Annotated in this window: 19 protein-coding genes and 2 pseudogenes; 13 read left to right on the top strand and 8 right to left on the bottom strand. The window is 67.4% G+C overall.

Features of this window, described 5'->3' with window-relative positions; genetic code table 11:
- Nucleotides 1-327 precede the first annotated feature (327 nt).
- Nucleotides 328-1,641 carry a type II toxin-antitoxin system HipA family toxin gene (locus CF70_RS03385; protein ID WP_081862005.1) on the bottom strand — a complete coding sequence of 438 codons (1,314 nt, stop codon included), beginning with the start codon at nt 1,639-1,641 and terminating at the stop codon, nt 328-330.
- A gap of 11 nt (nt 1,642-1,652) precedes the next feature.
- Complete coding sequence (locus CF70_RS03380) at nt 1,653-2,033, bottom strand: helix-turn-helix domain-containing protein (RefSeq protein ID WP_081862002.1); 381 nt, start codon at nt 2,031-2,033, stop codon at nt 1,653-1,655.
- Nucleotides 2,034-2,207: 174 nt separating this feature from the next.
- Between CF70_RS03380 and CF70_RS03375 the strand changes: the two genes are divergently transcribed.
- The 3 genes and pseudogenes from CF70_RS03375 to CF70_RS37275 all read left to right on the top strand — a co-directional run.
- Nucleotides 2,208-3,029 (top strand): TatD family hydrolase, encoded by an 822-nt coding sequence (locus CF70_RS03375; RefSeq protein WP_200876686.1) that lies wholly within the window; start codon nt 2,208-2,210, stop codon nt 3,027-3,029.
- Nucleotides 3,030-3,240: 211 nt separating this feature from the next.
- A pseudogene (locus tag CF70_RS37280) lies at nt 3,241-3,520 on the top strand (GNAT family N-acetyltransferase); the annotation flags it as partial.
- 3 nt (nt 3,521-3,523) lie between these two features.
- Nucleotides 3,524-3,792 (top strand): GNAT family N-acetyltransferase (locus CF70_RS37275; protein WP_235184865.1); only part of this gene is annotated, 269 nt, incomplete at its 5' end.
- A 21-nt stretch (nt 3,793-3,813) separates the two neighbouring features.
- On the opposite strand, the gene CF70_RS03365 is transcribed toward CF70_RS37275, so the two are convergent.
- The 3 genes from CF70_RS03365 to CF70_RS03355 form a co-directional block, all read right to left on the bottom strand.
- Nucleotides 3,814-5,649, bottom strand: a complete 1,836-nt coding sequence (locus tag CF70_RS03365; protein WP_035860334.1) for an NAD(P)/FAD-dependent oxidoreductase — start codon at nt 5,647-5,649, stop codon at nt 3,814-3,816.
- Between the two features lie 35 nt (nt 5,650-5,684).
- Entirely contained in the window at nt 5,685-7,052 is a 1,368-nt protein-coding gene (locus CF70_RS03360; RefSeq protein ID WP_081862001.1) for a cytochrome c, read from the bottom strand.
- A gap of 137 nt (nt 7,053-7,189) precedes the next feature.
- Nucleotides 7,190-7,375 carry a DUF2970 domain-containing protein gene (locus CF70_RS03355; protein WP_035860331.1) on the bottom strand — a complete coding sequence of 62 codons (186 nt, stop codon included), beginning with the start codon at nt 7,373-7,375 and terminating at the stop codon, nt 7,190-7,192.
- Between the two features lie 194 nt (nt 7,376-7,569).
- Here CF70_RS03355 and CF70_RS03350 point away from each other — a divergent pair, with 194 nt between their 5' ends.
- Nucleotides 7,570-8,982, top strand: coding sequence for a PLP-dependent aminotransferase family protein (locus CF70_RS03350; protein ID WP_035860328.1), 1,413 nt, complete (start codon nt 7,570-7,572; stop codon nt 8,980-8,982).
- 20 nt (nt 8,983-9,002) lie between these two features.
- On the opposite strand, the gene CF70_RS03345 is transcribed toward CF70_RS03350, so the two are convergent.
- Nucleotides 9,003-10,529, bottom strand: a complete 1,527-nt coding sequence (locus CF70_RS03345) for a glycine betaine ABC transporter substrate-binding protein (protein ID WP_051648011.1) — start codon at nt 10,527-10,529, stop codon at nt 9,003-9,005.
- 348 nt (nt 10,530-10,877) lie between these two features.
- Here CF70_RS03345 and CF70_RS03340 point away from each other — a divergent pair, with 348 nt between their 5' ends.
- The 9 genes and pseudogenes from CF70_RS03340 (at nt 10,878) to CF70_RS38850 (ending at nt 21,500) form a co-directional block, all read left to right on the top strand.
- Nucleotides 10,878-11,903, top strand: a complete 1,026-nt coding sequence (locus CF70_RS03340) for a LysR family transcriptional regulator (protein ID WP_035860325.1) — start codon at nt 10,878-10,880, stop codon at nt 11,901-11,903.
- Nucleotides 11,900-13,411 (top strand): flavin-containing monooxygenase, encoded by a 1,512-nt coding sequence (locus CF70_RS03335; protein WP_051648010.1) that lies wholly within the window; start codon nt 11,900-11,902, stop codon nt 13,409-13,411. The genes CF70_RS03340 and CF70_RS03335 overlap by 4 nt, the downstream gene beginning before the upstream one ends.
- Entirely contained in the window at nt 13,408-14,394 is a 987-nt protein-coding gene (locus tag CF70_RS03330) for an ABC transporter permease (protein WP_035860377.1), read from the top strand. The genes CF70_RS03335 and CF70_RS03330 overlap by 4 nt, the downstream gene beginning before the upstream one ends.
- The gene (locus tag CF70_RS03325; RefSeq protein ID WP_051648009.1) at nt 14,391-15,323 is read left to right on the top strand and encodes an ABC transporter permease; all 933 of its coding nucleotides are present in this window, start codon (nt 14,391-14,393) and stop codon (nt 15,321-15,323) included. The genes CF70_RS03330 and CF70_RS03325 overlap by 4 nt, the downstream gene beginning before the upstream one ends.
- Complete coding sequence (locus tag CF70_RS03320) at nt 15,320-16,330, top strand: ABC transporter ATP-binding protein (RefSeq protein ID WP_035860323.1); 1,011 nt, start codon at nt 15,320-15,322, stop codon at nt 16,328-16,330. The genes CF70_RS03325 and CF70_RS03320 overlap by 4 nt, the downstream gene beginning before the upstream one ends.
- Nucleotides 16,327-17,373, top strand: coding sequence for an ABC transporter ATP-binding protein (locus CF70_RS03315; protein ID WP_051648008.1), 1,047 nt, complete (start codon nt 16,327-16,329; stop codon nt 17,371-17,373). The genes CF70_RS03320 and CF70_RS03315 overlap by 4 nt, the downstream gene beginning before the upstream one ends.
- 58 nt (nt 17,374-17,431) lie before the next feature.
- Complete coding sequence (locus CF70_RS03310) at nt 17,432-19,006, top strand: ABC transporter substrate-binding protein (RefSeq protein ID WP_035860320.1); 1,575 nt, start codon at nt 17,432-17,434, stop codon at nt 19,004-19,006.
- A 12-nt stretch (nt 19,007-19,018) separates the two neighbouring features.
- Nucleotides 19,019-20,350, top strand: coding sequence for an acyl-CoA thioesterase/bile acid-CoA:amino acid N-acyltransferase family protein (locus CF70_RS03305; protein WP_035860318.1), 1,332 nt, complete (start codon nt 19,019-19,021; stop codon nt 20,348-20,350).
- 20 nt (nt 20,351-20,370) lie between these two features.
- Nucleotides 20,371-21,500: pseudogene (locus CF70_RS38850) on the top strand (CMD domain protein).
- 96 nt (nt 21,501-21,596) lie between these two features.
- Here CF70_RS38850 and CF70_RS03290 read toward each other — a convergent pair.
- Nucleotides 21,597-21,962: a cupin domain-containing protein gene (locus CF70_RS03290; RefSeq protein ID WP_051648007.1), complete on the bottom strand. Its 366-nt coding sequence runs from the start codon at nt 21,960-21,962 to the stop codon at nt 21,597-21,599.
- A gap of 36 nt (nt 21,963-21,998) precedes the next feature.
- Nucleotides 21,999-25,106: a DNA translocase FtsK gene (locus tag CF70_RS03285; protein ID WP_081862004.1), complete on the bottom strand. Its 3,108-nt coding sequence runs from the start codon at nt 25,104-25,106 to the stop codon at nt 21,999-22,001.
- Between the last annotated feature and the right edge of the window lie 165 nt (nt 25,107-25,271).

Here is a 25,271-nt window from a genome sequence, read left to right as displayed (position 1 = left end):
CTTGCTGAATTACTACTTGATTACTTCTTGACTGTTGCCCATACGAGGGTACACCCATCGCACCTGCGGCTGTCAAAGCCCTCGCAGCATTGCTAGCTGCCGAGAGACGGACATCTGCCGCAATCCGCTGGGACTCCCAGTCCGGCATTGCGTGTCCGTTCAAGCCAAAGGGCGATATTCTACATTCGTTGTTGCAACGCATCACGCGAAAAAACCGACTGCCGTGTTGCCAATGCCCGCTTCCGTGTGGTTCCCCCTACGCAGGGAAGCACCGGTGTTAGGTATCAGACCCATCGCGGCGTCTTCCCATGCACCGAACCTTCAGGTCTAGCGGGCTTTGTGACCGAAAGCACCATCCGGATCGACGTACACATTTGTTTTTTTCCTGCTCACCAAATCGTTCTGCCCGGACAGGCCGGCCTGCTCCCGTAGCGGCGCAGGCTCCGGCTTGCCCAACCTGGCATCCGGCTTGATGTCCTCGGCGCCTTGCGCCCACGCGTCCAGCATGCGCTTGGCGATTTCCCTGAACTCCGGGTAGCGGTCGGCGTATTCGCTTACCAGCGGCACTACCTTCCGGATCGCCTGCGTCACCTGCCCCATACATGCGGCCATATCGGCGCTAGACAAGTTCAGTCTTGCACCGCCGTACTGCGCCAGCAACTTCCCGGATGCCCAGGTCCGCTTGCCAGCCAGCGGCAATCCAGGGATATCCGCCCGATACTCCGGGTAGGCGGTCACCGTGACAATGTCATACACCGGCGCCAGCCTGACGTCGTCGATGCTGGTGTACACCACAGCGAAGTTCTTCAGGTGTGCATCGGCATTGCGCAGTGCGTAGTTCAAAAGCAACAACGTAAACAGGCGCCGCGCACTTTCCTTCCGATGCGGGGCGCTGACGTAAATCGCCAACAGCTTTGCCAGATCCTCAAGACTGCCCTTGTATTTATTGACAGGGTCCAGTCCTCTCAGCGCACAAAAATCCTCAACTGCAAGCCGGCTGCCGTCCGTCAGGCGATCGAAACGGCGGATTGCCAGCACCTGCCCGTCGTCCGAGAGTTCTGTTTCCGGCACTTCCAGGCCCGCCAGCCGCGCCACTTCGAGGCACAGGAACTCGTTCACAGACAGGCCGGGCAAATCCACCGGACCTGTCTTCAGGATGAACTCGTCGGTCCAGACCGTGGCTTTGTCCTCGGGCCTGGCAAGCACCTTGGGCATGACGCCCGATACACCTTCGGCAATGCCCGCTTCCAGATGGCGCAGCAGGTTGTCCCGCGATCCGGCCGATGCAAGCAGGCTCGCCATGTCCAGGTTCGAGGCGGCCAACGTCGGCGGCACCCCGTGAGGCACCACCCGGACCCTGCCAATCCCATTCGCGCCAGTCAACGCCAGCAGGCCCAGGTCGCTCACGTCGGCATGGGCCCCAAGCTTGCGCCGGATCAGGTCCTTCTTGTATCCCTCGGGCAAGTTCATCTGAAAAAACGGCAGCAGCCCGGCTGCCCATTTATACGACTCTGCCCGAACTGGCAGCAGAAGCGACACGAAGTCGTGCGCCGGCACATCTGGCAGGTAAGTGAATACGCTCGCGCGCGCTTCTTCGGCCAGCGTGCCAACGGGCGTTGCATTCACATAGACGTCCAGCATCTGTGCGCCGTTCACTTCGAACCCTCGTCTTGGGCCTTTTCCGGTGCCTTGTCGCCGGACTGGGACGCGTCCAGGTCCGCGGCTGGCTGCGGCCGGCGGTGAAAGTGCCGGACACGCCGGCGCGCTTCCTCGGAGGTGGAATCGACTTCCTCCGTCTCTGCCAGCACGTCGTCCAGCGTCCTTCGGTGTCCGGCAGGCCTTGCGAGCAGCTCAAGCCCGACGGCCTCGAACAAACTCAACAACTTCACCGCGCCCATCTCCGGCAATCCGCCCGTCTCAAACCGGCTGATCCGGGCCCGCGGCACCCCGCTGTACTCGGCGACTTCCTGTTGGGTCTTGTTCGCAAGGATCCTGGCACGCTTAAAGGCCTCTCCCAGCTCAGCAAGATTCATGTGCTACCTGTATAACATTATGCTTAAATAAACGTCTAACGTACTGTATACGAAACAACAGCATCAGTCAAGATAACGTGCCATAAACGAAACACTAAGCGACCAATTCTTCGTAGTGTTTTATATAGAAAACATTATGGGCGCAGCAAGCCGATTAGCCCGAGGTTAGACTGCATGCTGCGAACAATCCGCCTCTCATCCCAGCCAGACATGCACCTGATCGACATTGGCGTAAACTTTCATTCCTCCCAGATTGCCCCGCACACAGACGCCATCCTCGAGCGCGCCGTGGCAGCCGGGGTGGTGGCCATACTCGCGACGGGCACATCGCTGGACGCGAGCAGGAAGGCTAGTGACCTGGCCAGGCTGCATCCCCGCCTCCTGTTCGCAACGGCCGGCACGCACCCTCACACGGCCAGGGATTGGTCGCCATCGGTCCGGCAATCGCTTGAGTCCCTCTGGGAACGCCCCGAGGTGGTGGCGATCGGGGAGTGCGGGCTGGACTACAACCGCAATTTCTCGACGCCTGCCGACCAGCGCAAGGCCTTCGCGGACCAGCTCGAAGCGGCTGTCCTCTGGAAGAAGCCCCTGTTTCTCCATTGCCGCGACGCCTTCGAGGACTTCTACGCGATGGTGGAACCCGCGGTCCGTGCCGGCGCCCACGGTGTGGTGCACTGCTTTACCGGCGCGGCCGACGAGGCGGCCGCTTTCGTCGAACTGGGCCTGGATATCGGTATCACGGGCTGGGTAACGGATCTCAAGCGCGGCCAGGCGCTGCGCGAGGCCGTGCAAGCCATACCGCTCGACCGCCTGCACCTGGAGACCGATGCGCCCTACCTCGGCCCGAAGAACCACAAGAACCGGCGGCCTTACAACGAGCCCGCCAACCTGCCCTGGATTGCGCAGGCAGTCGCCGAACTGAAAGCGTTGACGGTGGCCGAGGTTGCCAGCCAGTGCACCCGCAATAGCCGCCGCCTGTTCGGCATCCCGGCCTGAGGTGCGCCCTGCCCGCTCGTGACAAGCGGTGATTGTGAACAAGCCGTGATTGTGAACAAATGTGCCTGCAATCGGAACCCGGCCAAGCCGCCGGGGGTCGAACGAGGCTTCGCCCGGAGCCGCCGGACCTCATTGGCTTATGTTTGTTTCCCGCCGGCGCCGGACAGACCCGTAAATAACAATCAAGATAACAATCAAGAAAGGTCCGCCCATGGTGACCGAAACCGGCCCAAACCTGATCCTGCGCCCGCTGGAGCGCAGCCACCTGCATTTCGTACACAGCCTGAACAACGACGCGAAGATCATGCGTTACTGGTTCGAGGAACCCTACGAAACCTTCGCCGAGCTGACTCAGCTCTATGACCGCCATGTGCACGACCAGCGCGAGCGCCGCTTCGTCTGCGAGAACCTGGATGGCGAAGCCGTTGGGCTGGTCGAGTTGATGGAGCTGAACCATATCCACCGGCGCGGCGAGTTCCAGATCATCGTGGNNNGGGGGGCGCCGCCCAGCCAGGGCCGCGGCTACGCCGGCACGGCCACCCGGCTCGCCATGGACTACGCCTTCATGGTGCTGAACCTGCACAAGCTTTTCCTGATCGTGGACGTGCAGAACGCCAAGGCGATCCATATCTACGAGAAATGCGGCTTCCAGCGCGAGGGCGAACTGCTGGAAGAGTTCTTCAGCTATGGCGCCTATCACAATGCCTTGCGCATGTGCGCCTTCCAGCGCGACTACCTCGCCGCGCGCGACGCCCGGCGCTGAGCGACCCTCCCAGGCCCGAAATCAGCCCGCCAGCTCCCCGACCGCCTTCCACGCCTGGTCGATGGCGGCTGTCAGCGAAGGGCTGCCCGCGCTGTCGCTGTTAGCGATCACCACATTGCCCGCGCTGGCGCGCGAGCGATCCAGCACGGCCTGCGCTGCCGCCTCCTCCTCGAACAGGCTGTTGGGCATATAGCTGTAGCCGTGCGCCCAGCGGTTGACGGTAATGCCGCGAATCACATCCTTGCCGGCGAAGCCGCCGGGCGCCAGCATACGGTCGAGCTGGCTGCGGATACCCTTCTCCAGTTCACCGAACGGCGTACCAAGCAGGAAAGCCCGCCCGGCGCGGAAGCGTTCGCGCGCCTGCATGCCGCTGTCCGGCACGGTGGGCACATAGAGCATGTGCAGCACCACAGGATCGGCCGGGCGCGCGCCGGCCGGCTTCTCCAGCCACAGGTCGGTGTAGGCCATGGCCGGCGCATGGATGCGGCTGGTCTTGAGCGCCTCGAAGGCGCGCCAGTTGTCCAGCGCCACCTTGGTGTAGACCACCGGGGCCTTCACGTCGGAGCGCAGGGCCTGCTTTTGGGGCGCCGGCAGGCCGGGCATGATGAACGGGATCATCATGTTGTAGCCGGCCAGCACCACGTGCGCGGCTTCGACCCGGTGCAGGTTGCCGCTCCAGCCATAGGTCACGCGCGTGATGCGCTGGTCCGGCTCTATGGCGATGGCCGTGCTGTTCAGGCGTACCCGTACCTTGGAATCGTCGGTATCGAGCCGGCTGTAGTCGAAACCGGCCGCGCCGATGTCATCGGGGCTGCCGCTCTTCGTCACGCCCGGGATCATGTTCCGCACCAGCAGCCGCGCCAGCGTGGCATTGCCATCGGCAAACCAGAGCTTCGATGCGGGCGACTTGCCAAGGCGTGGATTGAGGCTGGGCTGCGGCACGTTCTTGCCGCCCGGCAGGCCGATGGCCAGCGCATCGAACAGCGATACGCCGTCGGCGTCCAGGGCATAGGCATCGTTGCTGCGGCTGCGGAAAAAGCGCTGGCCGTCGAGACCCACGCCGGCCTTGTCGCGCAGGAAAGCCGCGTAACTGGTGCGCTTCAGGTAAGCCAGCCGCTCGCCCTCGCCCATGCCCGCCAGGTAATCCGTGCCGCCATCGGCCAGGCGCGCCAGCGCGTCGCGGTCCTGCTGCGGCAGCGGCGTCTTGTCCAGGAAGGCTTTGAAAGCCGCGGCACTGGCCGGCTGCGCCCCGGTATTGCGGGCATCGATCAGGCTGGCAAACGGATCGCCGGCAAGCAACTGGTCACGGCCAAAGTGTTCCGCGTCGAAGAAGACCGAGCGTCCCATGCCCAGCTCGCGATACAGGTCGCGTTCGGCGGCCTGATGGCGCTTGGGATCCACGCCGAGCCCGGCCAGCAGCGTGGCTACGGCGCGGCTGTCGAGCGCGGTCGGCGGCATCTCGGCGCTGCCGCCGTACGTCACCAGTTTCTGTCCGCGTACAGTGAACTCGTTGCGCTTGGCATGGCCACCGAAATCGTCGTGGTTGTCGAGGATCAGGATGCGTTTGCCGGCGCCGAAGCGGCGCTGGTAGAACCACGCCGCCGCCAGCCCGCTGAGGCCACCGCCCACCACCACCAGGTCGAAGACTTCGCGCGCCATCACGGCAGGGTATTTGGCGCCTTCGCGGGCCAGGCTGTGCGCAAGCGTGTAGGTGCCCGCATGGTTGCCGCGCAGCCCGGTCAGCGCCGGGGGATAGCCGGCGCTGCGTTCAGCGGCCTGCAATAGCTGGGACGGCGCCAGCCCCGCGGCGATGGTAAGTGCGGCGCCGTTGAGAAAGTCTCTGCGCGTGATGGTCATGGCAATATCGTTCGCTTGATTTGGGTGGCGCGGGCTCAACGGCGCTCAGCGGTGTCGCGCCGACGGTCCAGTTCGGCGCGGCGCGCGGCTACCGCCCCTTCCGCTACAGGGCTGGCGCGATTGCCCCAGCCGGTGCGGATAAAGGTCAGCACGTTCGCCAGCTCCTGGTTGTCCAGCGTCCAGCCATAGCCGGGCATGTGGTAATCGGTGGCCGCCGTGCCCACGTGCGCGGTCACGGCGCCGTCGAGCAGCAGGTTGGCCAGCGAGGACGGATCAGGATCCACCACGGTCGGATTGCCCGCCAATGGCGGGAAGACGCGGGCAAAGCCCTTGCCGTTGGCGCCATGGCAAGGCATGCAGAATTCGGCGTACTGGCGCGCGCCGGTGGCGTCGAAGCGGCCCTGCGCGAGCATGTCGGCGGTGCCGGCCTCATAGACGTAGGGTGTCTCGTCGCTGCGCGCGCCGGGCACCGACTTGAGATACACGGCAACGGCATCCAGATCCGGGCGGCTCATGAACTGCGTGGACGATGCGATCACCTCGGACATCGGCCCGAACGAAGTCGCATGCGCATTGCGCCCGGTGTGCAGGTATTCGGCAATGTCTTCGCGCGACCAGCTGCCCAGCCCCGTACGCGGGTCGCCCCGCAGGTTGGTGGAAGCCCAGCCTTCCACGCTGGCGCCGGCCAGGAAATGCCGGCTGCGTTCATCCAGCCCCTTCTCGGCCATCAGCGCGCCGCGCGGCGTATGGCAGGCGCCGCAGTGGGCCACCGCTTGTACCAGGTAGGCGCCGCGATTCCACGCCGCGCTCTGGCTGGCATCGTTGCGCGCCGGCCCGGTTTCGAGGAACAGCCAGTTCCAGACGCGCAGCAGCCAGCGCATGCCGAACGGCCAGCGCATCTCGGGTTCGGCGGTTTCCTGCCGCACGGCTTTTACTTCGGTGCGCAAGTAGGCATAGAGCGCCTGCACGTCCGGTTCGGCGAGGCGGGCATACGACGGGTAAGGCATGGCGGGATAAAGCCGCTTGCCGTGTTTCGCCACGCCCTCGCGCAGCGCGCGGTCGAACTCCTCGAACGTGTAGGCGCCGATGCCGCTCTCGGCATCCGGCGTAATGTTGGTGGAATAGACGGTGCCCACGCCGGTCTTCAACGGCAATCCGCCGGCAAAGGGCGCACCGCCGGGGCTGGTGTGGCAGGCGGCGCAGTTGGCCACCTTGGCCAGGTAGCGGCCACGCTCGATCTGCGCCGCGCCGGGGGCGTCCGCCGCAGCCGCGAGGCATGGCGCCAGCAGCAAGGCGGCGAAGGCGGCGGCAGCGCCGAGCAAGGGCCTGCGCGCGAAAGCGGAAATGGTGCCGGCGACAGCGGCGGCGGCGGTAGCGGAGAACCGCCTCGTGGCAAGACTCATGGGGCTGATTGTCGTTTTAAGCGCCGCGATGGCGTTCCGTGCGGCAAGCGTGCGCAGCCCGCACGCGGCGGGCTGCGCATCATGGTTGCAGACCTGGGCGGCCCTGCGGATGCGGGATGAACTGGCGCGCCCGCGCTTCAGGCGTGGGTCACCGCCCAGTGCGCCAGCGACACAAGCAGCAGCACGAGGCCCGCCGCCAGCGCCACGCCGGTCAGGATCAGCGGCACCGGCCGCACCGCCTGCAAGTCGCGCATATGTTCCTGGCCCTTGCGCAGGCCAAAAAATCCCCACAACACCGTAATCACCAATCTCAAGGGGTTCATTCCGTCTTCCTTGCATGCTTGCCACATATCGCATGACCGTACGTCCGGGGGGCTGCCGACCGTGCAACGACATGGCTTTTACTAGTTACGGGGCATTATGGCCGTGGCTGGCAAGTAATAACAGAATCAGATCTGCGATAATTTTGCGTATCAGTTTGACGATCAGGCATTTGTAGACCCCTGCCCCCTGCCCCATGAAGCGCTACGAAGAGCTGGCGGAAACGCTGGCCAAGGACATCCGCAGCGGCAACCTGCCGCCCGGCACCAAGATGCCGTCGATCCGCAAGACGGTGGCGCAGTATGGCGTGAGCCCTTCCACCGCGTTCCAGGCGTACTACCGGCTGGAGGAGCGCGGGCTGGTACGGGCGCGCGAGCGCTCCGGCTACTACGTGACGGGACCGGTGGGGCGGCCGCTGCCACAGCCGGCGGTGCGCCGCTCGCACCAGGTCTCGACCGACGTCGATATCTCCAAGCTGGTGTTCTCCGTGCTCGATGCCGCGCGCGATCCTCAGCTTGTCCAGCTCGGCTCGGCCTTCCCTTCGCCCGAGCTGTTTCCCTGGGAGCGCCTGGGCAAGTCGCTGGCCCGCGCCGGGCGCGAACTCGATCCCTGGTATTCCGTGAACGACATGCCGGCCGGGCATCTGGCCCTGCGCCAGCAGATCGGCTTGCGCTACCTTGGCGCGGGAGCCCCGCAACCCACCGAGGAAATCATCGTCACCAACGGCGCGCTCGAAGCACTCAACCTGTGCCTGATGGCCGTGACCCAGCCCGGCGATGTGGTGGCCATCGAGTCGCCCGGCTTCTATGCCGCCCTGCAGGCGCTGGAGCGGCTACGTCTGCGGGCCGTGGAGATCCCGGTGGATCCGCGCGAAGGCATCGACCTGGACGCGCTGGATGCCGCCCTGAAGCGCCACCCGATCAAGGCTTGCTGGTTCATGACGCAGTTCCAGAACCCGCTGGGCGCCAGCATGTCCGAGGGCAGGAAGCAGCAGTTGGTGGCCTTGCTGGCCCGCCACCGCGTACCGCTGATCGAGGACGACGTGTACGGCGAGCTGTACTTCGGCAACCGCTGCCCGCTGCCCGCCAAGGCCTTCGACCAGGAGGGCCTGGTCATGCATTGCAGCTCGTTCTCCAAGACGCTGGCGCCGGGCTTCCGGGTGGGCTGGGTGGCGCCCGGGCGGTTCGGCGAAGCGATCCAGCGGCTGCGGCTGATGACCACGCTGTCGGCGGGCGTGCCGACGCAGGTGGCGCTGGCGGAATACCTGCAGAACGGCGGCTACGACAAGCACCTGAGGCGCCTGCGCCATCTGCTGGAGATGCAGCAGGGCCAGCTGATCGCCGCCATTGGCCGGCATTTCCCCGAGTCGGTGCGCGTCTCGCAGCCCGCGGGCGGGTATTTCCTGTGGGTGGAGTTTGCCGAGGGCTTCGATGCGCTGGCCCTGCATCGCGCCGCGCTCGAGCATGGCATTGGCATTGCGCCGGGCCCGATCTTCTCGGCGCGGCAAGGCTATCGCAATTGCATCCGCCTGAACTACGGCCACCTTTGGAGCGACGCCGTGGAAGCGGCCGTGGCCAGACTGGGCGAGCTGGCGAAGGCGCAATCATGAGCAGGCAGGGGCCCGCCCGCTCAGGCGGCTGTCCCGCCCCGGGCATGCCTGCCCAGGTACCATTCCCCAAGTTCGAATCCCGCCTGCACAAGGAGCGCAAGCACCGCGGACGGTATGGCGCCCGCCATCAGCAGGACGTGATCATTCAGCGCGAGCCCGGTCGCGATGCGTTCCCCGTAGCCGCCCGCGCCGACGAAGGCGGCTATGGTGGCTGTGCCCACGCTGATGATGGCTGCTGTCTTGATACCGGCCAGCAGCACCGGCATCGATAGCGGGAGCTCTACGTAGCGCAGCACCTGGCCAGGCCTGAAACCCAGGGCGCGCGCCGCCTCGCACATCCCCTTGGGCACTTGCTGCAGCCCCGTCAGCGTATTGCGCACGATCGGCAGCAGCGCATAGAGGAACAGCGCCACCATGGCGGGCCATATGCCAATACGCCCCAGCAGCGGAATCAGCAGGGCCAGCAAGGCCAGCGAGGGCACCGTCTGCAGCACGCTCACCGCCGCCATCAAGGCCTGGCCCAGCCGGGGACGGCGCGCGGCCACGATGGCCAGCGGCACACCCAGCACGGTGGCGGCGCCCACGGCGCCAAGCACCAGGGCCAGGTGCCGCCAGGTCAGGCGCAAGGTATCGCGGCCGAACAAGGTGGCTGCGAGTCCGGCGCGGGCGCCTGGCCGGGTTCCCGCTTCGGCGGTAGTCGCCGCGGCGCCGCCATTCGCCAGGAAGGCATGCGCTACCGTGGCGAAGGATTGCCCATCCAGTTCAGCCGCCGCGTTCATCGCGATCATGTCTTGCGCGTGTATCTTGCCCTCCAGGCGAATCAAGGCCTGCCAGGCCGCCGGAAAGCGCTGCGGCAGGTCGCGCCGGTACAGCACCACGGCGTCATAGCGCGGGAAGTAGTGCCGGTCGTCGGTCAGCACGCGCAGCCCGTATTTGCGAATCTTGGCGTCGGTGGAGTAGATGTCGATGCCATCGACCTGCCCGTTGGCCAGGGCTTCGTAGGCAACGCCGTGATCCAGCCCCATGGGGCGCTGGCGCAGGCCATAGCGTTGCGCCAGCCCGAGCCAGCCATCGGCCCGGCCGAGAAATTCATGCGACAACCCCAGGCGCAGTTGCGGCTGCGCGGCCAGGTCTTCCAGCGCCGCCAGGCCAAGCTGGCGCGCCTTGCCCTCGCTCACCGCCAGTGCGTAGGTGTTCTCGAACCCGAGTGGAATGCCAGCCGCCAGGTCAAACGGCGCCAGCGCCCGGTTGATCTGTTCCAGGCTGGCGCCGGGGGGCAGCTTGAGGATTTCGCTGGAAACGGTGCCGGTGTAGTCCGGATACAGGTCAATGCTGCCCGCCTTGAGGGCTTCGAACACGATGGCCGTGTTGCCAAGGCCGGGCGTGTGTTGGGCACTGACCTGGACCGCAGCCGTCTGGGTAAGGATTTCCCCGAGGATATAAGACTCGGTAAAGCGCTTTGAGCCGACCCGGAGCGTGTCGGCGCACACCGTGGCAGCCGCGGCGAGCAGCGCTAGCCCGGCCAGCGCATGGCCGAGCACCGCCATGGTTCCCGGAAGCCCGAACCGATCGCCATGCGTGGCGCCCCGCGTGCAGCTTTGAAGGGGATTCAAATGATGCGCTCTCCTGTTGCATCGCCAGGCAGGCCCCGTGGCCTCCCGTGCCGACATGGTTCCCATCATACGTGCCTGGCACGGCGCAGGGCATACCGCCCGGTTGCGCACCGCTTGCCGGCATCGACCCCCGTCCCGCCGTGCCGGGGCGACGGCGCGCCAGCCGCTCCGCTTCCCCCATGCAACCGCATGAGCACATATGAAAATAGTATTTGCAATCCGAATGCTGGCGGGGCGAGAATCCATAAAACACATACATAGCATCGACGACATCTCGCCCCCATGGAAATCCGGCAACTGGAAGCCTTCGCGGCAGTCATGACCAGCGGCAGCGTCACCGCCGCGGGGCGCTTGCTGGGCCGTTCCCAGCCGGCGATCACACGCCTGATCCAGGAACTGGAGAGCGAGATCGGCTTTGCGCTGTTCGCCCGCAGCGGGCCGCGCGTCAGCCCCACCGAGCGGGGCTTCCTGCTGTACGAGGAGGTGGAGCACGCGCTGGTCGGCTTGCAGCAGATCCGGGCCCGTGCCGCTGAAATTGCCCGCGAGGAAAACCGCTCGCTGCAGATCGCCGCCACGCCGGCCCTGGCGGCGGGCCTGTTGCCCCTGGCGCTGGCCGGCAACCGGCCGGACCATGCCACCGCGGGCACCGGCACCGCCAGCCACATCCATATCAACAGCGCCTCCCCGGAAAAAGTCGTGCACTCGGTGCTGACCGGCGCGGCCGAGATCGGCCTGACCAGCCTGCCCCTGGAGCATCGCGGCGTCACCGTGCACTGGATCGGGCAGGCGGCCTGCGTGGCAGCGGTACGTGCCGACGATCCGCTGGCGGCGCTGGCCACCATCCCGCTCTCGGCCTGCAGCGGGCGGCGTATCGTCACCATGCAGAACCCTTACCGGCTGCGCCGCCGCCTGGACGAAGCGTTTGCCCGTGCCGGGGTGGAACCGGCCGCGCTAATCGACACCAATTCCTCGCTCAATGCGCTCACCGCCGTACGTGCCGGACTGGGGATCGCAGTGCTGGAGCCGGTGACAGCGCGCGGCGTGCCGCTGGCCGATATCGTGGTACGCCCGATCGATGCCGATATTCCTTTCTACTTTGGCGTGATCACCCCCCAGACCAGGCCCGCCAGCGCCGCCGTGCTGGCGCTGATCGACTCGCTGGCCACCGCGGCACGCCACTTGCTGCCCGATTTCACCCAGCGCGGCCCGGAACAGCACGGCGCGCTGCTGCAAGCGCTTTATGGCGACGCCGCGGCCACCGAGGCCGCCAACGGCGCCTCCCACGACACCGAACACATCGACCTATGAACTTGCCTGCCGAAGCCATCCCGGCCATATCCGCTGCCACCGCCGCCACCGCCGCGGAAGGCCTCGCCGCGCTGGAAGCGCGCTTGCGCCAGGACCTGTCCTGGCTGGAACTGCCCGCCAGGAACTGGACCGTGGCGCGCACGCACGATGGCGAGCCGGTGCTGGATGTTGCGGTGATCGGCGGCGGCATGGCCGGCATGGCGGCAGCAGCTACGATCAAGCACCTGGGCATCAACGCGCGGATTTTCGACCGCTCCCCGGCCGGCTTCGAGGGCCCCTGGGCCACCACGGCGCGCATGGAGACGCTGCGCTCGCCGAAGCAACTGACCGGCCCGGCGCTGGGCCTGCCCGCCCTGACCTTCCGCGCCTGGTTCGAGGCCCAGTTCGGTACCGCCGCCTGGGACGCGCTGGACAAGATCCCGCGCCTGCAGTGGATGGATTACCTGCGCTGGTATCGCCAGGTGCTGGAACTGGACGTGCGCAACGACCACGTGGTCGAGCGGGTGCTGCCGCGCCCCGATGGCCTGGTGGCGCTGGAAATCCGCTCGCCCGCCGGCGCGCAGACCGTGCTGGCGCGCCGCGTGGTGCTGGCCACCGGCCGCGACGGCCTGGGCGGCGCGCATGTGCCGCCCTTTGTCCAGACCTTGCCGCGCGAGCGCTGGGTGCATTCGAGCGATGTGTTCGACTACGGCACCCTGCGCGGCAAGCGCGTGGGCGTGGTCGGCGCCGGCGCCTCCGCCATGGACAGCGCCGCTACCGCGCTGGAAGCGGGCGCCGCCAGCGTCGACCTGCTGATCCGCCGCGCCGATATCCCGCGTATCAACAAGGGCAAGGGCGCAGGCAACCCCGGCCTCACGCACGGCCACTCCGGCCTGCCGGACGACTGGAAATGGCGCATCCGCCATTACATCAACGAGCAGCAGGTACCGCCGCCGCGCGGCAGCACGCTGCGGGTGTCACAGCATGAGAACGCGCGCTTCAACCTGGGCTGCCCGATCGAGCGCATCGAGCAGTCCGGCGGCGCGCTGCTGGCGCATACGCCGAAGGGGGCCTTCGAGCTGGATTTCCTGATTGTCTCGACCGGCTTCCGCATCGCGCTGGAAACGCGCGAGGAATTCGCCGCCTTTGCCGGCCAGATCCGCTACTGGCGCGACCGCTACTCGCCGCGGGAGGGACAGGAAGACCAGGAACTGTCGGATTCTCCTGACCTTGGCCCGGCCTTCGAATTCCTCGAGAAGACGCCGGACGCGTGCCCGGGCCTGTCGCGCATCCACTGCTTCTGCTATCCGGCAGCGTTGTCGCATGGCACGGTCTCGGGCGATATTCCCGCCATCAGCGACGGCGCCAGGCGCCTGGGCCAGGGCATCGCAGCCCTGCTCTACCAGGAGGACGTGGCCCTGCACTACGCCAATATGGAAGCCTTCGCCGAACCTGAGGTCTTCGGGGACGAGTGGGTGCCGGCCGGCCCGCCGCCGGCGATTCCTTCCGACGCGGCAAACGCATCATGAGCCGCTGGCCGCTCCGATGGCTGGCACGCCGGCTGGCGCAGTCGCTGCTGGTCGTGCTGGCGATGACGGTGATCGTGTTCGCCGGGCTGCACGCGATCGGCAATCCTGTCGACATCCTGATCGGACAGGACGTGGACCAGGTCGAGCGCGCGCGCATCATTGCGCGGCTGGGGCTGGACCAGCCGCTCTGGCGCCAGTACCTGGCCTTCCTGCACGGCGCCCTGCGCGGCGACCTGGGCAACAGCCTGGTCTATAACGTACCGGCCATCCAGCTCATCCTGCAGCGGCTGCCGGCCACGCTGGAGCTGGCGGTGGCGGCGCTGTTGCTGGCCGTGCTGGTGGGCGTGCCGCTCGGGCTGTTCGCCGGCCTGTACCCGGAGCATCCGCTGTCGCGCGTGCTGATGACCGGCAGCATCGTCGGCTTCTCGCTGCCTACGTTCTGGGTGGGTCTGATGCTGATCATGGCCTTCAGCGTGCGGCTTGGCTGGCTGCCCTCGGGCGGACGCGGCGCCACGGCTGAATGGCTGGGCGTGCCGTGGTCGTGGCTCACCGCCGACGGCCTGCGCCACCTGATCCTGCCGGCCATCAACCTGTCGCTGTTCAAGGTCTCGCTGGTGCTGCGGCTCACGCGCGCCGGCGTGCGCGAGGTGCTGCCGCAGGACTGGGTCAGGTTCGCCCGCGCCAAGGGCCTGTCGCCGCAGCGCGTGGTCCTCGGCCATGTGCTGCGCAATACGATGATTCCGCTGGTGACGGTGCTGGGACTGGAGTTCGGCTCAACCATCGCCTTCGCGGTCGTGACCGAGAACATCTTCGCCTGGCCCGGCGCCGGCAAGCTGATCCTGGACAGCATCAACGCGCTGGACCGGCCGGTGATCGTTTCCTACCTGATCGTGGTGGTGTGCCTGTTCGTCACGCTGAACCTGATCGTGGATGTTCTGTACAAGCTGCTCGACCCGCGCGTGCGGCTGGAGGCTGCCGCATGAGCGCCATCGACAACGCCGCCTCCACGGCGCAAGCCGATCCGCGGGCGCTGCGCCGCGAATCGCCCTGGCGCCGGGTGGCGGCGGACTTCTTTTCCTCGCGTACCGCCGTATTCGGCCTGGTGCTGCTGGCGATCCTGGTGCTGGCGGCGATTTTCGCGCCGCTGGTGACGCCGCAGAATCCCTACGACCTGATGCAGCTCGACGTCATGGACGCACGCCTCGCGCCTGGCGCCGCGAGCGGCACCGGCACCTATAGCTACTGGCTCGGCACCGACGGCCAGGGGCGCGATATCTTCTCCGGCATCCTCTACGGCCTGCGCATCAGCCTGACCGTGGGCGTGGGTTCGGCGCTGATCGCCGGGATCGCCGGCACCCTGCTCGGCTTGCTGGCCGCCTATGCCGGCGGCCGCGTCGACAGCGTGATCATGCGCACGGTGGACCTGCTGCTGTCCTTCCCGTCGATCCTGGTGGCGATGATGATCCTGGCCTTCCTGGGCAAGGGCGTGCTCAATGTGGTGCTGACCCTGGTGATCCTGGAGTGGGCCTACTATGCGCGCGCCGCGCGCGGCCAGGCGCTGGTGGAGAGCCGCCGCGAATACGTGGAAGCGGCGCGCGGCCAGGGCATCTCCAACTGGCGCATCGTGATCGGCCATATCCTGCCGAACTGCCTGCCGCCGCTGATCGTGATCGGCTCGCTGCAAGTGGCCCGCGCCATCACGCTGGAGGCCACGCTGTCCTTCCTGGGCCTGGGCGTGCCGGTGACGGAGCCCTCGCTTGGGCTGCTGATCGCCAACGGCTACCAGTTCATGCTGTCCGACGAATACTGGATCAGCTTCTTCCCCGGCATCGCGCTGCTGGTCACGGTGGTGGCCATCAACCTGGTGGGCGACCGCCTGCGCGACGTGCTCAACCCGAGATTGCAGAAATGACGGTGGCAAGCCGCGACAACACCGTGCCGACGCTGGAAGTCCGCCATCTGCGCACGCACTTCGAAACCCGCGCCGGCGTGCTGCCGGCGGTGGACGACGTCTCCTTCACCGTGCCGCGCGGCCGCATCCTCGGGCTGGTGGGGGAATCCGGCTCCGGCAAGTCCGTGACGGGCTTTTCCGTCATGGGCCTGGTGGACGCGCCGGGGCGCATCGTCGGCGGCGAGATCCTGTTCCAGGGCCGTGAGCTGACCGGCATGCGGCCGGCCGAACTGCGCCAGTTGCAGGGCAACCGCATCGCCATGATCTTCCAGGACCCGATGATGACGCTCAACCCGGTGATGCGGGTGGACGCGCAGATGATCGAGGCGGTACGTGCCCATAGCGCCGCGAGCCACAAGCAGGCGCGCGAACTGGCGCGCGACACGCTGGGGATGATGGGCATCCCCAGCCCGGAGGAACGCCTGCGCGCCTACCCGCACCAGCTTTCCGGCGGCATGCGCCAGCGCGTGGCGATTGCCATCGCCATGCTCCACCGGCCCGACCTGATCATTGCCGACGAGCCCACCACCGCGCTGGATGTCACCATCCAGGCGCAGATCCTGTCCGAAGTACAAAAGCTGGCGCGCCAGCACGGTACCGCGCTGATCTGGATCACGCACGACCTGTCCGTCGTGGCTGGCCTGGCCGACGAGGTGGCGGTGATGTACGCCGGCCGCATCGTCGAGCAAGGGCCGGTCGATGCGGTGCTGGACCATCCGCTGCACCCCTACACCGCCGGCCTGATCGGCAGCCTGCCGAGCCTGAACAAGCGCGGCCAGCGGCTGCGCCAGATCCCGGGCATGACGCCCAACCTGCTGACGATGCCGCCCGGCTGCGCCTTCGCGGCGCGCTGCCAGCGTGTCTCCGGTGCCTGCCGGCAGGCACCGGCAATCACTTCGCCGGACGCATTGCGCCAGGTGCGCTGCTTCCACCCGGGCCAGCCGGCCGTCACCGCGGAGTTCGCATGAAGCCGACTGAACACGCTGCCGGCGAGCCGCCGCCATTGCCCGCCCTGATCGAGGCCAGCCATCTTGCCAAGCGCTTCGGCGAGCAGGCATCCGGCCGCTTCGACTATCTCGGCCGCGCGCTGCGGCGGCTGGGCTGGTCGGAACCGGCACCGGTCACGCACGCCGTGGATGGCGTCGATCTGCAGATCCGCCGTGGCGAGGTGGTGGGACTGGTCGGCGAATCGGGCTGCGGCAAGTCCACGCTCGGCCGCATGGTGGCCGGCCTGCTGCAGCCATCGGCAGGCGAGATTCGCGTGGACGGACAAGCGGTCGAAGGCCTTGATGCCAGCGCCCGCCGTGCATTGCGGCTCAAGATCCAGATGGTGTTCCAGGATCCCTACGCGAGCCTGAACCCGCGCTTGCGCGTGGACCGCATCGTCGGCGAGGGCGCGCGCCTGCACGGCCTGGTAGACGCAGCCGGCTTCGACGACTATGTCAGCGCGCAGCTTGAACGCGCCGGGCTGGATCCGGCCCTGCGCCAGCGCTACCCGCACCAGTTCAGCGGCGGCCAGCGCCAGCGCATCGGCATTGCCCGCGCGCTGGCCGTGCAGCCGGAGCTGCTGGTGTGCGACGAGGCCGTCGCCGCGCTGGACGTTTCCATCCAGGCGCAGGTGCTCAACCTGTTCATGGACCTGCGCGAGCAACTCGGCCTCACCTACCTGTTTATCAGCCACGACCTTGGCGTGGTGGAGCATGTGTCGGACCGCGTGGTCATCATGTACCTGGGCCGGGTCGTCGAGAGCGCACCCACGGAAGAGATCTTCCGCCAGGCCAGTCACCCGTACACGCAGGCGCTGCTGGCCGAAATCCCGCGGCTGGACTCGCGCCACAAGACCTTCACCGCCATCAAGGGCGAGATTCCCAGCCCGCTGGCGCCGCCGCCGGGCTGCCATTTCCATCCGCGCTGCCCGCATGCCATGGCGCGCTGCCGGACCGAGGTGCCGCGCCTGCGCGGTATCGCCGTGAATCATTTCAGCGCCTGCCACCTGAACGACGGCGGCTAGCGCCAGCCTTGCTGCCAACGCATTTCCATTGTTCCCATCGCCCCGAGGAAATCCGCTTATGAAACGCCTGCTGTCCCTCTCGATCAGCGCCACCGTCGCGGCCATGCTGTGCGCCGGTGCCGCCTCCGCCCAGTCGCTGTCGATCGGCTTCGCCGATCCGCTGTCCTCGCTGGACCCGCAGCTCAACAACCACGCCGGTGACCGCTCCGTGGACCTGCACTTCTGGGACCTGCTGATCGAGAACAAGGACAACAAGCTGCAGCCCGGGCTGGCGCAATCCTGGAAGCCGCTGGACGACAAGACCTGGGAGTTCAGGCTGCGCCGCGACGTGAAGTGGCAGGACGGCAAGCCTTTCGGCGCGGAGGACGTGATCTTCTCCTACCAGCGCGCGCGCAATGTGCCGGGCAGCGTGGCTTCGTTCTCGGGGTATCTGCGCACCGTGGAATCGGTGACCGCCAAGGACCCGTACACGCTCGTCATCAAGACCAATATCCCGAACCCGGACCTGCCGCTGAACCTGGCCTCGATCCATATCGTCAGCAAGCATGTGGGTGAAAAGGCCAGCACCGAGGATTACAACAGCGGCCGCGCCGTGGTCGGCACGGGCCCCTACAAGTTCATCTCCTACACGCCGGGCGACCGCGTGATGATGGCGCGCAATGACGGCTACTGGGGCGGCAAGCCAGGCTGGCAGCAGGTCAACTACCGCTATATCAACAACGGCCCGGCCCGCACCGCCGCGCTGCTGTCCGGCGACGTCGATGTCATCGACAAGGTCTCGGTGTCCGACCTGGCCAAGCTCAAGCAGTCGCCCAACGTCAGCGTCTTTCCCTATGCGGGCCTGCGAGTCATGCTGCTGCAGCCGAGCTTCAAGCCCGGCCCCAGCCCGTACATCACGGACAACGCGGGCAAGCCGCTGGACAAGAACCCGCTGCTGGACGTGCGCGTGCGGCGTGCGCTGTCGCTGGCGATCAACCGCCAGGCCGTGGTGGGCCGCATCCTGCAAAACACCGCCAGCGTGGCCAGCCAGTGGATGCCCAGGAACACCTTCGGCTACAACCCGGAAGTCAAGGACATCGCCTACGATCCCGAGCAAGCCAAAAAGCTGCTGGCCGAGGCGGGCTTCAAGGATGGCTTCAAGCTGACCATCCACGCGCCTAACGACCGCTATCCGCAAGGCCCCGAGACCGCGCAGGCCGTGGCGCAGTTCTGGACCCGTATCGGCGTCAAGACCCAGGTGGAAGTCGTGCCCTGGTCCGTCTATGCAGGCCGCGCCAACAAGAACGAGTACGCGGTCAGCATGCTGGCCTGGGGCAACGGAACCGGCGAGGCCAGCTATGCGCTGGTCAACGTCCTGGCCAGCGTGGATGCCAAGAAGGGCCTGGGCGCCTCCAACTGGGGCCATTACAGCAATCCGGCGGTGGACAAGGCGCTGGACGAATCGACCGCGGAGTTCGACGCGCCCAAACGAGAGGCCATCCTGCGCCGCTCGGTCAAGCTGGTGTCGGACGACGTGGGTGTGCTGCCGCTGTTCCACTACCAGAATATCTGGGCCGCCAGGAAGGGCCTGAAGGTGGCGCCGATGACCAGCGACCGCACCGCGGCGATGATGGTCACGCGCGACGGCAAGTAAGGCGGAGCGGATATGGCATTGCTTACCATCACGCCGGCCGACGGCCTGATCGACGTTCCCCGCCGGATCACCGTGTCGGGCCTGTGCCCCGGCGAAATCGCCACCATCGCCACACGCACGCTGCGCGGCCGGGAGATTCCCTGGGCAAGCGAGGCGGTGTTCGTGGCGGACGCCGCCGGCACGGTCGACCTGGAGCGCGACGCGCCATCGTCCGGCAGCTACGCGGGCGTCAGCCCGATGGGGCTGCTTTGGTCGCAGCGCCCGGTCGACAGCGACAGCCGGGAGCCATTCCATGCCGACACCACCCGTCCGCTCGTCACCGAGATCACGGTGCGTACCGGCGGCGGCAAGATGTGCGAGACGCGCGGCGAGCTGGTGCAGTGCCTGGCGGCCGCGGGCGTGACCCGCACGGATGTGCGCGAGGACGGCCTGGTCGGCACGCTCTACCTGCCGCCCGGCCCGGGCCCGCATCCGGCGGTGATGGTGCTCAACGGGTCGGGCGGCGGCATCAACGAACCGCGCGCCGCGCTCTACGCCTCGCGTGGTTACGCTGCGCTGGCCCTGGCGTACTTCAAGGCGCCCGGGCTGTCCGACTATATCTCCGGCACGCCGCTGGAATACTTCGAGCGCGGCCTGCGCTGGATTCGCGAGCGGGTCCGGCCGGCGCGCGATTTCATCGCGCTGTCAGGCCAGTCCCGCGGCGGCGAGCTGGTGCTGCTGCTGGGCGCGACCTTCCCCGAGCTGGTCTCCGCGGTAATCGGCTATGTGCCCGGCGCCGTGGTGCACAGCGCGCAAAATGCCGCCGATCCGGCCATCGGCCGCGAAGGCCCGGCCTGGCTGCACCACGGCAAGCCGCTGCCGCATGTGTGGGAGAACAACCGTACCGCGAGCTGGGCGCCCTTCGACGAAGGCCCGGCGCCGCACCGGCATGAACGCGCCATCCTGACCGCGCTGCAGGATCCCGACGCGGTGGCGCGCGCCCGCATCCGCGTGGAAGACATCCGCGGACCGGTGATGCTGCTGTCCGGCACCGACGATGGCTCGTGGCCCTCCAGCCTGTATTCGCGCATGGTGGCGGACAAGCTGGCCGAGGTCGGGCATCCGCATAACGTCGAGCATCTGGATTTCGAAGAAGCCGGCCATGCCATCCTGTTTCCCTATGTGCCGACCACGCAGATGGTCTATGCCCACCCGGTTTCCAGGCGGATCAGCACCACCGGCGGCACGCCGGCGGCCAACGCGATCGCGGATGAGGAATCCTGGACCGGCGTGCGCGAATTCCTGGCCCGCGCGGTCGCCAGCCACACCGGCCGTGCCAGTGTCACCGAACGACTAAACCCCTGAGTCAAGACAGAGAGCCCATCATGACCCAAACCAACACAGCCACCGCTGACCTGGTGGACCGCGTGGCCGGCCTTGCCGCCGGTTCCGCCACCCACGCGCTGCGCCACCAGCGCGACAAGGTCGCCGTCTCCACGCAGGGCAGCTACGACGCCCTGTTCGATCCCGCCCTGCCCGGCCTGGCGCTCACCGAGCGCCTGCTGGTGGCGCTGTACGCCGCGCGCCTGACGCCGGCGCCGGAGCTGGCGGCGCATTATCGCGAACGGCTCGGCGAGGCCGGCGCCGACGCCGCGCTGGTCGCCATCGCCGGGCAAGGCGATCCCGCGTCGCTGGCCGATCCGCGCCTGCGCGCCATGCTCGCCTTTACCCGCACGCTGATCGAAAACCCCGTGGCCGGCGACGAAGCCGCCCTCAAGACGCTGCCCGCCGCTGGCCTGGCCACGCCCGACGTAGTGACCCTTGCGCAGCTGATCGCATTCCTCTCCTACCAGGTGCGCCTGGTGGCCGGCCTGAAGGCCCTGAAGGCCCTGAAGACACTGCAATCCGAGGAGGCCGCAGCATGAGCGCACCGATCAAGATCCAGGGCTTCACCAACGAAGTGCTCGACTGGAAGGCCTGGCTGGATGTGGTCCAGGTGGACCGCGCCACGCCCGAACAGGTCGCGGTGCTGGAGGAAAGCCATCCCAAGGCCAAGGTTTCGGACTACTACCTGTTCCTGGTGCACCAGCCCGAGATCCTGCGCCAGCGTTCCACCGCCTTCAACGCCATCATGTACGCGCCGGGCGGCATGGCGCGCGCCGAGCGGGAACTGGCCAGTACGGTGGTATCGCGGGTGAATGGCTGCGTGTACTGCGCGTCGGTGCACGCGCAGCGTTTCGAGCAACTGGCCAAGCGTAACGACGTCATCACGCAGGTCTTCGAAGACCCGCATTCGGCGGGCACCACCGCGCGCGAACGGGCGATTTCGAAATTCTCCATCGAACTGACCGAACGGCCGGATGCGGTCAGTGCCGATAGCCTGCGCGCGTTGCGCGAGGTGGGGGTGAGCGATGCGGAGATCCTCGACCTGATTCACTCGATCGCGATTTTTGCGTGGGCGAACCGGTTGATGCTGAATCTGGGAGAGCCGGTATTTCCGGTTGAGGGCGGCTGAGCCCGCGTTTCGGGCCGGCGTTGGCCCAGGCTGGCTGGGCGGCGATGAGACCAGCTGGCTTCGGCCAGCGCTCCATTTGACGAAGCGCCCGGCTTCTCAGCCTTGCCCCGCCGGCTCGCAATGCACCGCGAGCCAGACCGTGGGCTGATCCGCATCGGTCCACGCCACCCGATGCCGGCAATGCGCCGGCAGATGCAGCCAGTCGCCGGGCGCAAGCGCGCGCGCCGCGGCTTCGCCGTCGATATGCAGCCCCGCGCTGCCGCTCAGCAGCAACACCCATTCATCCTGCGCGCTGTCGTACCAGAAATCCGGCGGACTGGCCTGACCGTTCGAGACGATCCGTTCGATCCTGAGGCCGGGCCGTTCCAGCAAGGCATCGAAGCGCTCGGCCGCGCGGTCGACCGGCACCTGCGCCAGCAGGTTGCCCTGCGGCACAGGCGGCGGGCTGGTCGTGGAATCCATCGCTGTCTCCCCTTGCACGTTGCGCCTTGCGTGCCTTCAATCGCCCGAGCCCGGCGCGAGCACATCGCGCGCGCCGTTGCGGCCCATCGGCGAGACCAGCCCGGCTACTTCCATCTGCTCGATCAGCCGGGCAGCACGGTTATAGCCGATGCGCAACTGGCGCTGCACGGCCGAAATCGAGGCCCGGCGGCTGGTGAGCACGAAGGAGGCGGCTTCGTCGTACAACGGGTCCGCTTCCACGTCGCCGCCGCCTTCGCCGAACAGATCCGCGGCGGCGGCTTCGCCGGGGTCGCCCGCCAGGATGGCTTCATCGTAGTCGGGCTCGCCGAACTGCTTCCAGTGCTCCACCACGCGGTGCACTTCGTCGTCGGCCACAAAGGCGCCGTGCACGCGCTGCGGATAGCCGGTACCCGGCGGCAGGAACAGCATGTCGCCCTGCCCCAGCAGGCTTTCCGCGCCCATCTGGTCGAGGATGGTGCGCGAGTCGATCTTGGACGAAACCTGGAAGGCCACCCGGGTCGGGATATTGGCCTTGATCAGGCCGGTGATCACATCCACCGACGGCCGCTGCGTGGCCAGGATCAGGTGGATGCCGGCCGCGCGCGCTTTCTGCGCCAGCCGCGCGATCAGCTCTTCGATCTTCTTGCCGGCCACCATCATCAGGTCGGCCAGTTCGTCGATCACCACCACGATCAGCGGCAATGTGCGCAGGGGCTCGGGCGCGTCGGGCGTCAGCGAGAACGGATTGGACACGTGCTCGCCCACGGCCTCGGCGGCACGGATCTTCTGGTTGAAGCCGGCCAGGTTGCGCACGCCAAGCGCCGACATCAGGCGATAGCGCTTCTCCATTTCGCCCACGCACCAGTTGAGCGCGTGCGCGGCCTGCTTCATATCGGTCACCACCGGCGCGAGCAGGTGGGGAATGCCCTCATAGACCGACAGTTCCAGCATCTTGGGGTCGATCATGATCAGCCGCACATCGTCCGGCGTGGCCTTGTACAGCAGGGACAGGATCATGGCATTGACCGCCACTGACTTGCCCGAGCCGGTGGTGCCAGCCACCAGCAAGTGCGGCGCGCGCGCGAGATCGGTCACCACCGGGTTGCCGGTGATGTCCTTCCCCATCGCCAGCACCAGGTTCGAGTTGTGTCCGAGGAAGGATGACGCGGCCACGATCTCCGACAGGCGGATCATCTGCCGCCGCGCGTTGGGCAGCTCCAGCCCCATGCAGGTCTTGCCGGGGATGGTTTCCACCACGCGGATCGAGGTCACGCCCAGCGCGCGCGCCAGGTCCTTCATCAGCCCCACCACCTGCGCGCCGCGCACGCCCATGGCGGGATCCACCTCGAAGCGCGTGATCACCGGACCGGCCGATGCGCCTACCACCGAGACCGGCACCTTGAACTCCGCCAGACGCTGCGCGATCAGGTTGCCGGTTTCCTGCAGGCGTTCCTCGGTAACCTGCTCGACATCGGCCGTGGCGGCTTCCAGCAGGGCGAGGTCCGGCAGGCGGTAGTCCGAGATGCGCGCGGGCGCCGGCGTGACGGCGATGGCCAGGGATGCCGGCATTGCCGTTGCCACGGGAGCTGCCGCCGCTGCGCCCTGCACGGAGTCAAGGGCGACGACTTTACCGACCACGGCCTGCAGTACGATGCGCGGCTTGGGCGCTGGCGCGGCGGGGGCCGCTTCCGGCAATAGCGGTGGCTCCGAGGCGGTGGCGCCGTCCGCCACCGGAGCGGGGACGTTGTCCTCGCCGCGGGGCTCGATCAGCAGGTTGGCGTCGAGAACGCTATCGGCGATCTCTTCCAGTGTGGCATCGGCTTCGGGCTGGGCCGCGGCGCTGGTTTGCGGCTCGGCTTCGACCGCGACCTCTGCCTGGGCTTCGGCTACAGGCCCGGATCCGGCTTCAGGCTGGATTGCGACCATGGCTGCGGCATCCGCCTGCGGCTCGGCTTCGACCGCAACTTCTGCCTGGGCTTCGGCTACAGGCTCGGCTTCGGCTACAGGCTGGACTGCGACCACGGCCGCGGCATCGGCTTGCGGCTCGGCTTCGACCGCAGGTTCTGCCTGAGCTTCGGCTACAGGCTCGGCTCCGGCTTCGGCTCCGGCTTCGGCTTCGGCTTCGCCTTCAGGCTGGACTGCGAGCACGGCAGCGGCATTGGCATCGGCTTGCGGCTCGGCTTCGACCACAGGTTCTGCCTGAGCTTCGGCTACAGGCTCGGCTCCGGCTTCAGGCTGGACTGCGACCACGGCTGCGGTATCGGTTTGCGGTTCGGCTTCGACCGCAGGGTCTGCCTGAGCTTCGGCTACAGGCTCGGCTCCGGCTTCAGGCTGGACTGCGACCACGGCTGCGGTATCGGTTTGCAGATCGGCTTCGACAGCAGCTTCTGCCCGGACTTCGGCTACAGGCTCGGCTCCGGCTTCAGGCTGGACTGCGACCACGGCTGCGGTATCGGTTTGCGGCTCGGCTTCGACCGCAACTTCCGCCTGGGTTTCAGCCACGGACTGGACCGCAACTGAAGCCAGGGAATCCACTTCAGCAACAGCGACAGCATGTCCGGCATCCCCGGCAACCGGCTCGGTGACGATTCCGGCGGAGGCTTCATGCAACCCGTTGGACGGTGCCTCGGCAGCGGCCAAGGCCGCTTCGGTGGCCACCGGATTGCTCACCGCGTCGATTGGCGCCTCGGCGGAGGCATCGATGGCGGCATCCGGCAATGGCGCGGATGCCGCCTGCGCCTCGGCCACAGCCTCCTGCGGCGACGGCGCCGGCACGGCAGCCAACGCCGGCCGACGGCCACCAGCCAGTGCTTTCAGCTCCGCCATCAGCGCCTCGGCTTCCAGGCGGATCTCGTCCAGCGTCACGGATGGCGCATCGCCTTGCCTCGCGGCGTTCGCAAGCAGTTTAGCGGGCTCGGGAATCTCGCCGGGCACGGTGGCGGCAAGTCCGGAGACCGGCATGGCGACGTCCTCGGGGGTCAGCACGGCTACCGTCTGCGGCTCCTCGGCGAGTACTGCGATGGCTTCCCCGGTTTCCAGCACGCCGGTATCCCGCGTGCCCGCCGATTCGGGCTGCGCGGCCGGCGCGTGCGCTGGCCGCGCCTGGGCATCCGCGGGCGGCGGTGCCACGGCAGCGGTTGTCATGGTCTTTGCGGCAACGGGCTGGACTGGCCGCGTGTTGGCTTCGGGCAGCGTCGTAATCGTCGAGCGCGAGCCCGCCTGCGGCTGGCGGAAGGGGCTGCTGACCACGGTCGCGCGCGCAGGCGTCGCCGCGGCCGGGCTGGTTGTGGCGCGGGCCTGCGTGGCCAC

The sequence above is a fragment of the Cupriavidus sp. SK-3 genome, assembly GCF_000611145.1.
GTDB lineage: Bacteria > Pseudomonadota > Gammaproteobacteria > Burkholderiales > Burkholderiaceae > Cupriavidus.
Note: the sequence above shows the minus strand (reverse complement) of the source record. Positions and strands in the feature narration are given on the sequence as shown.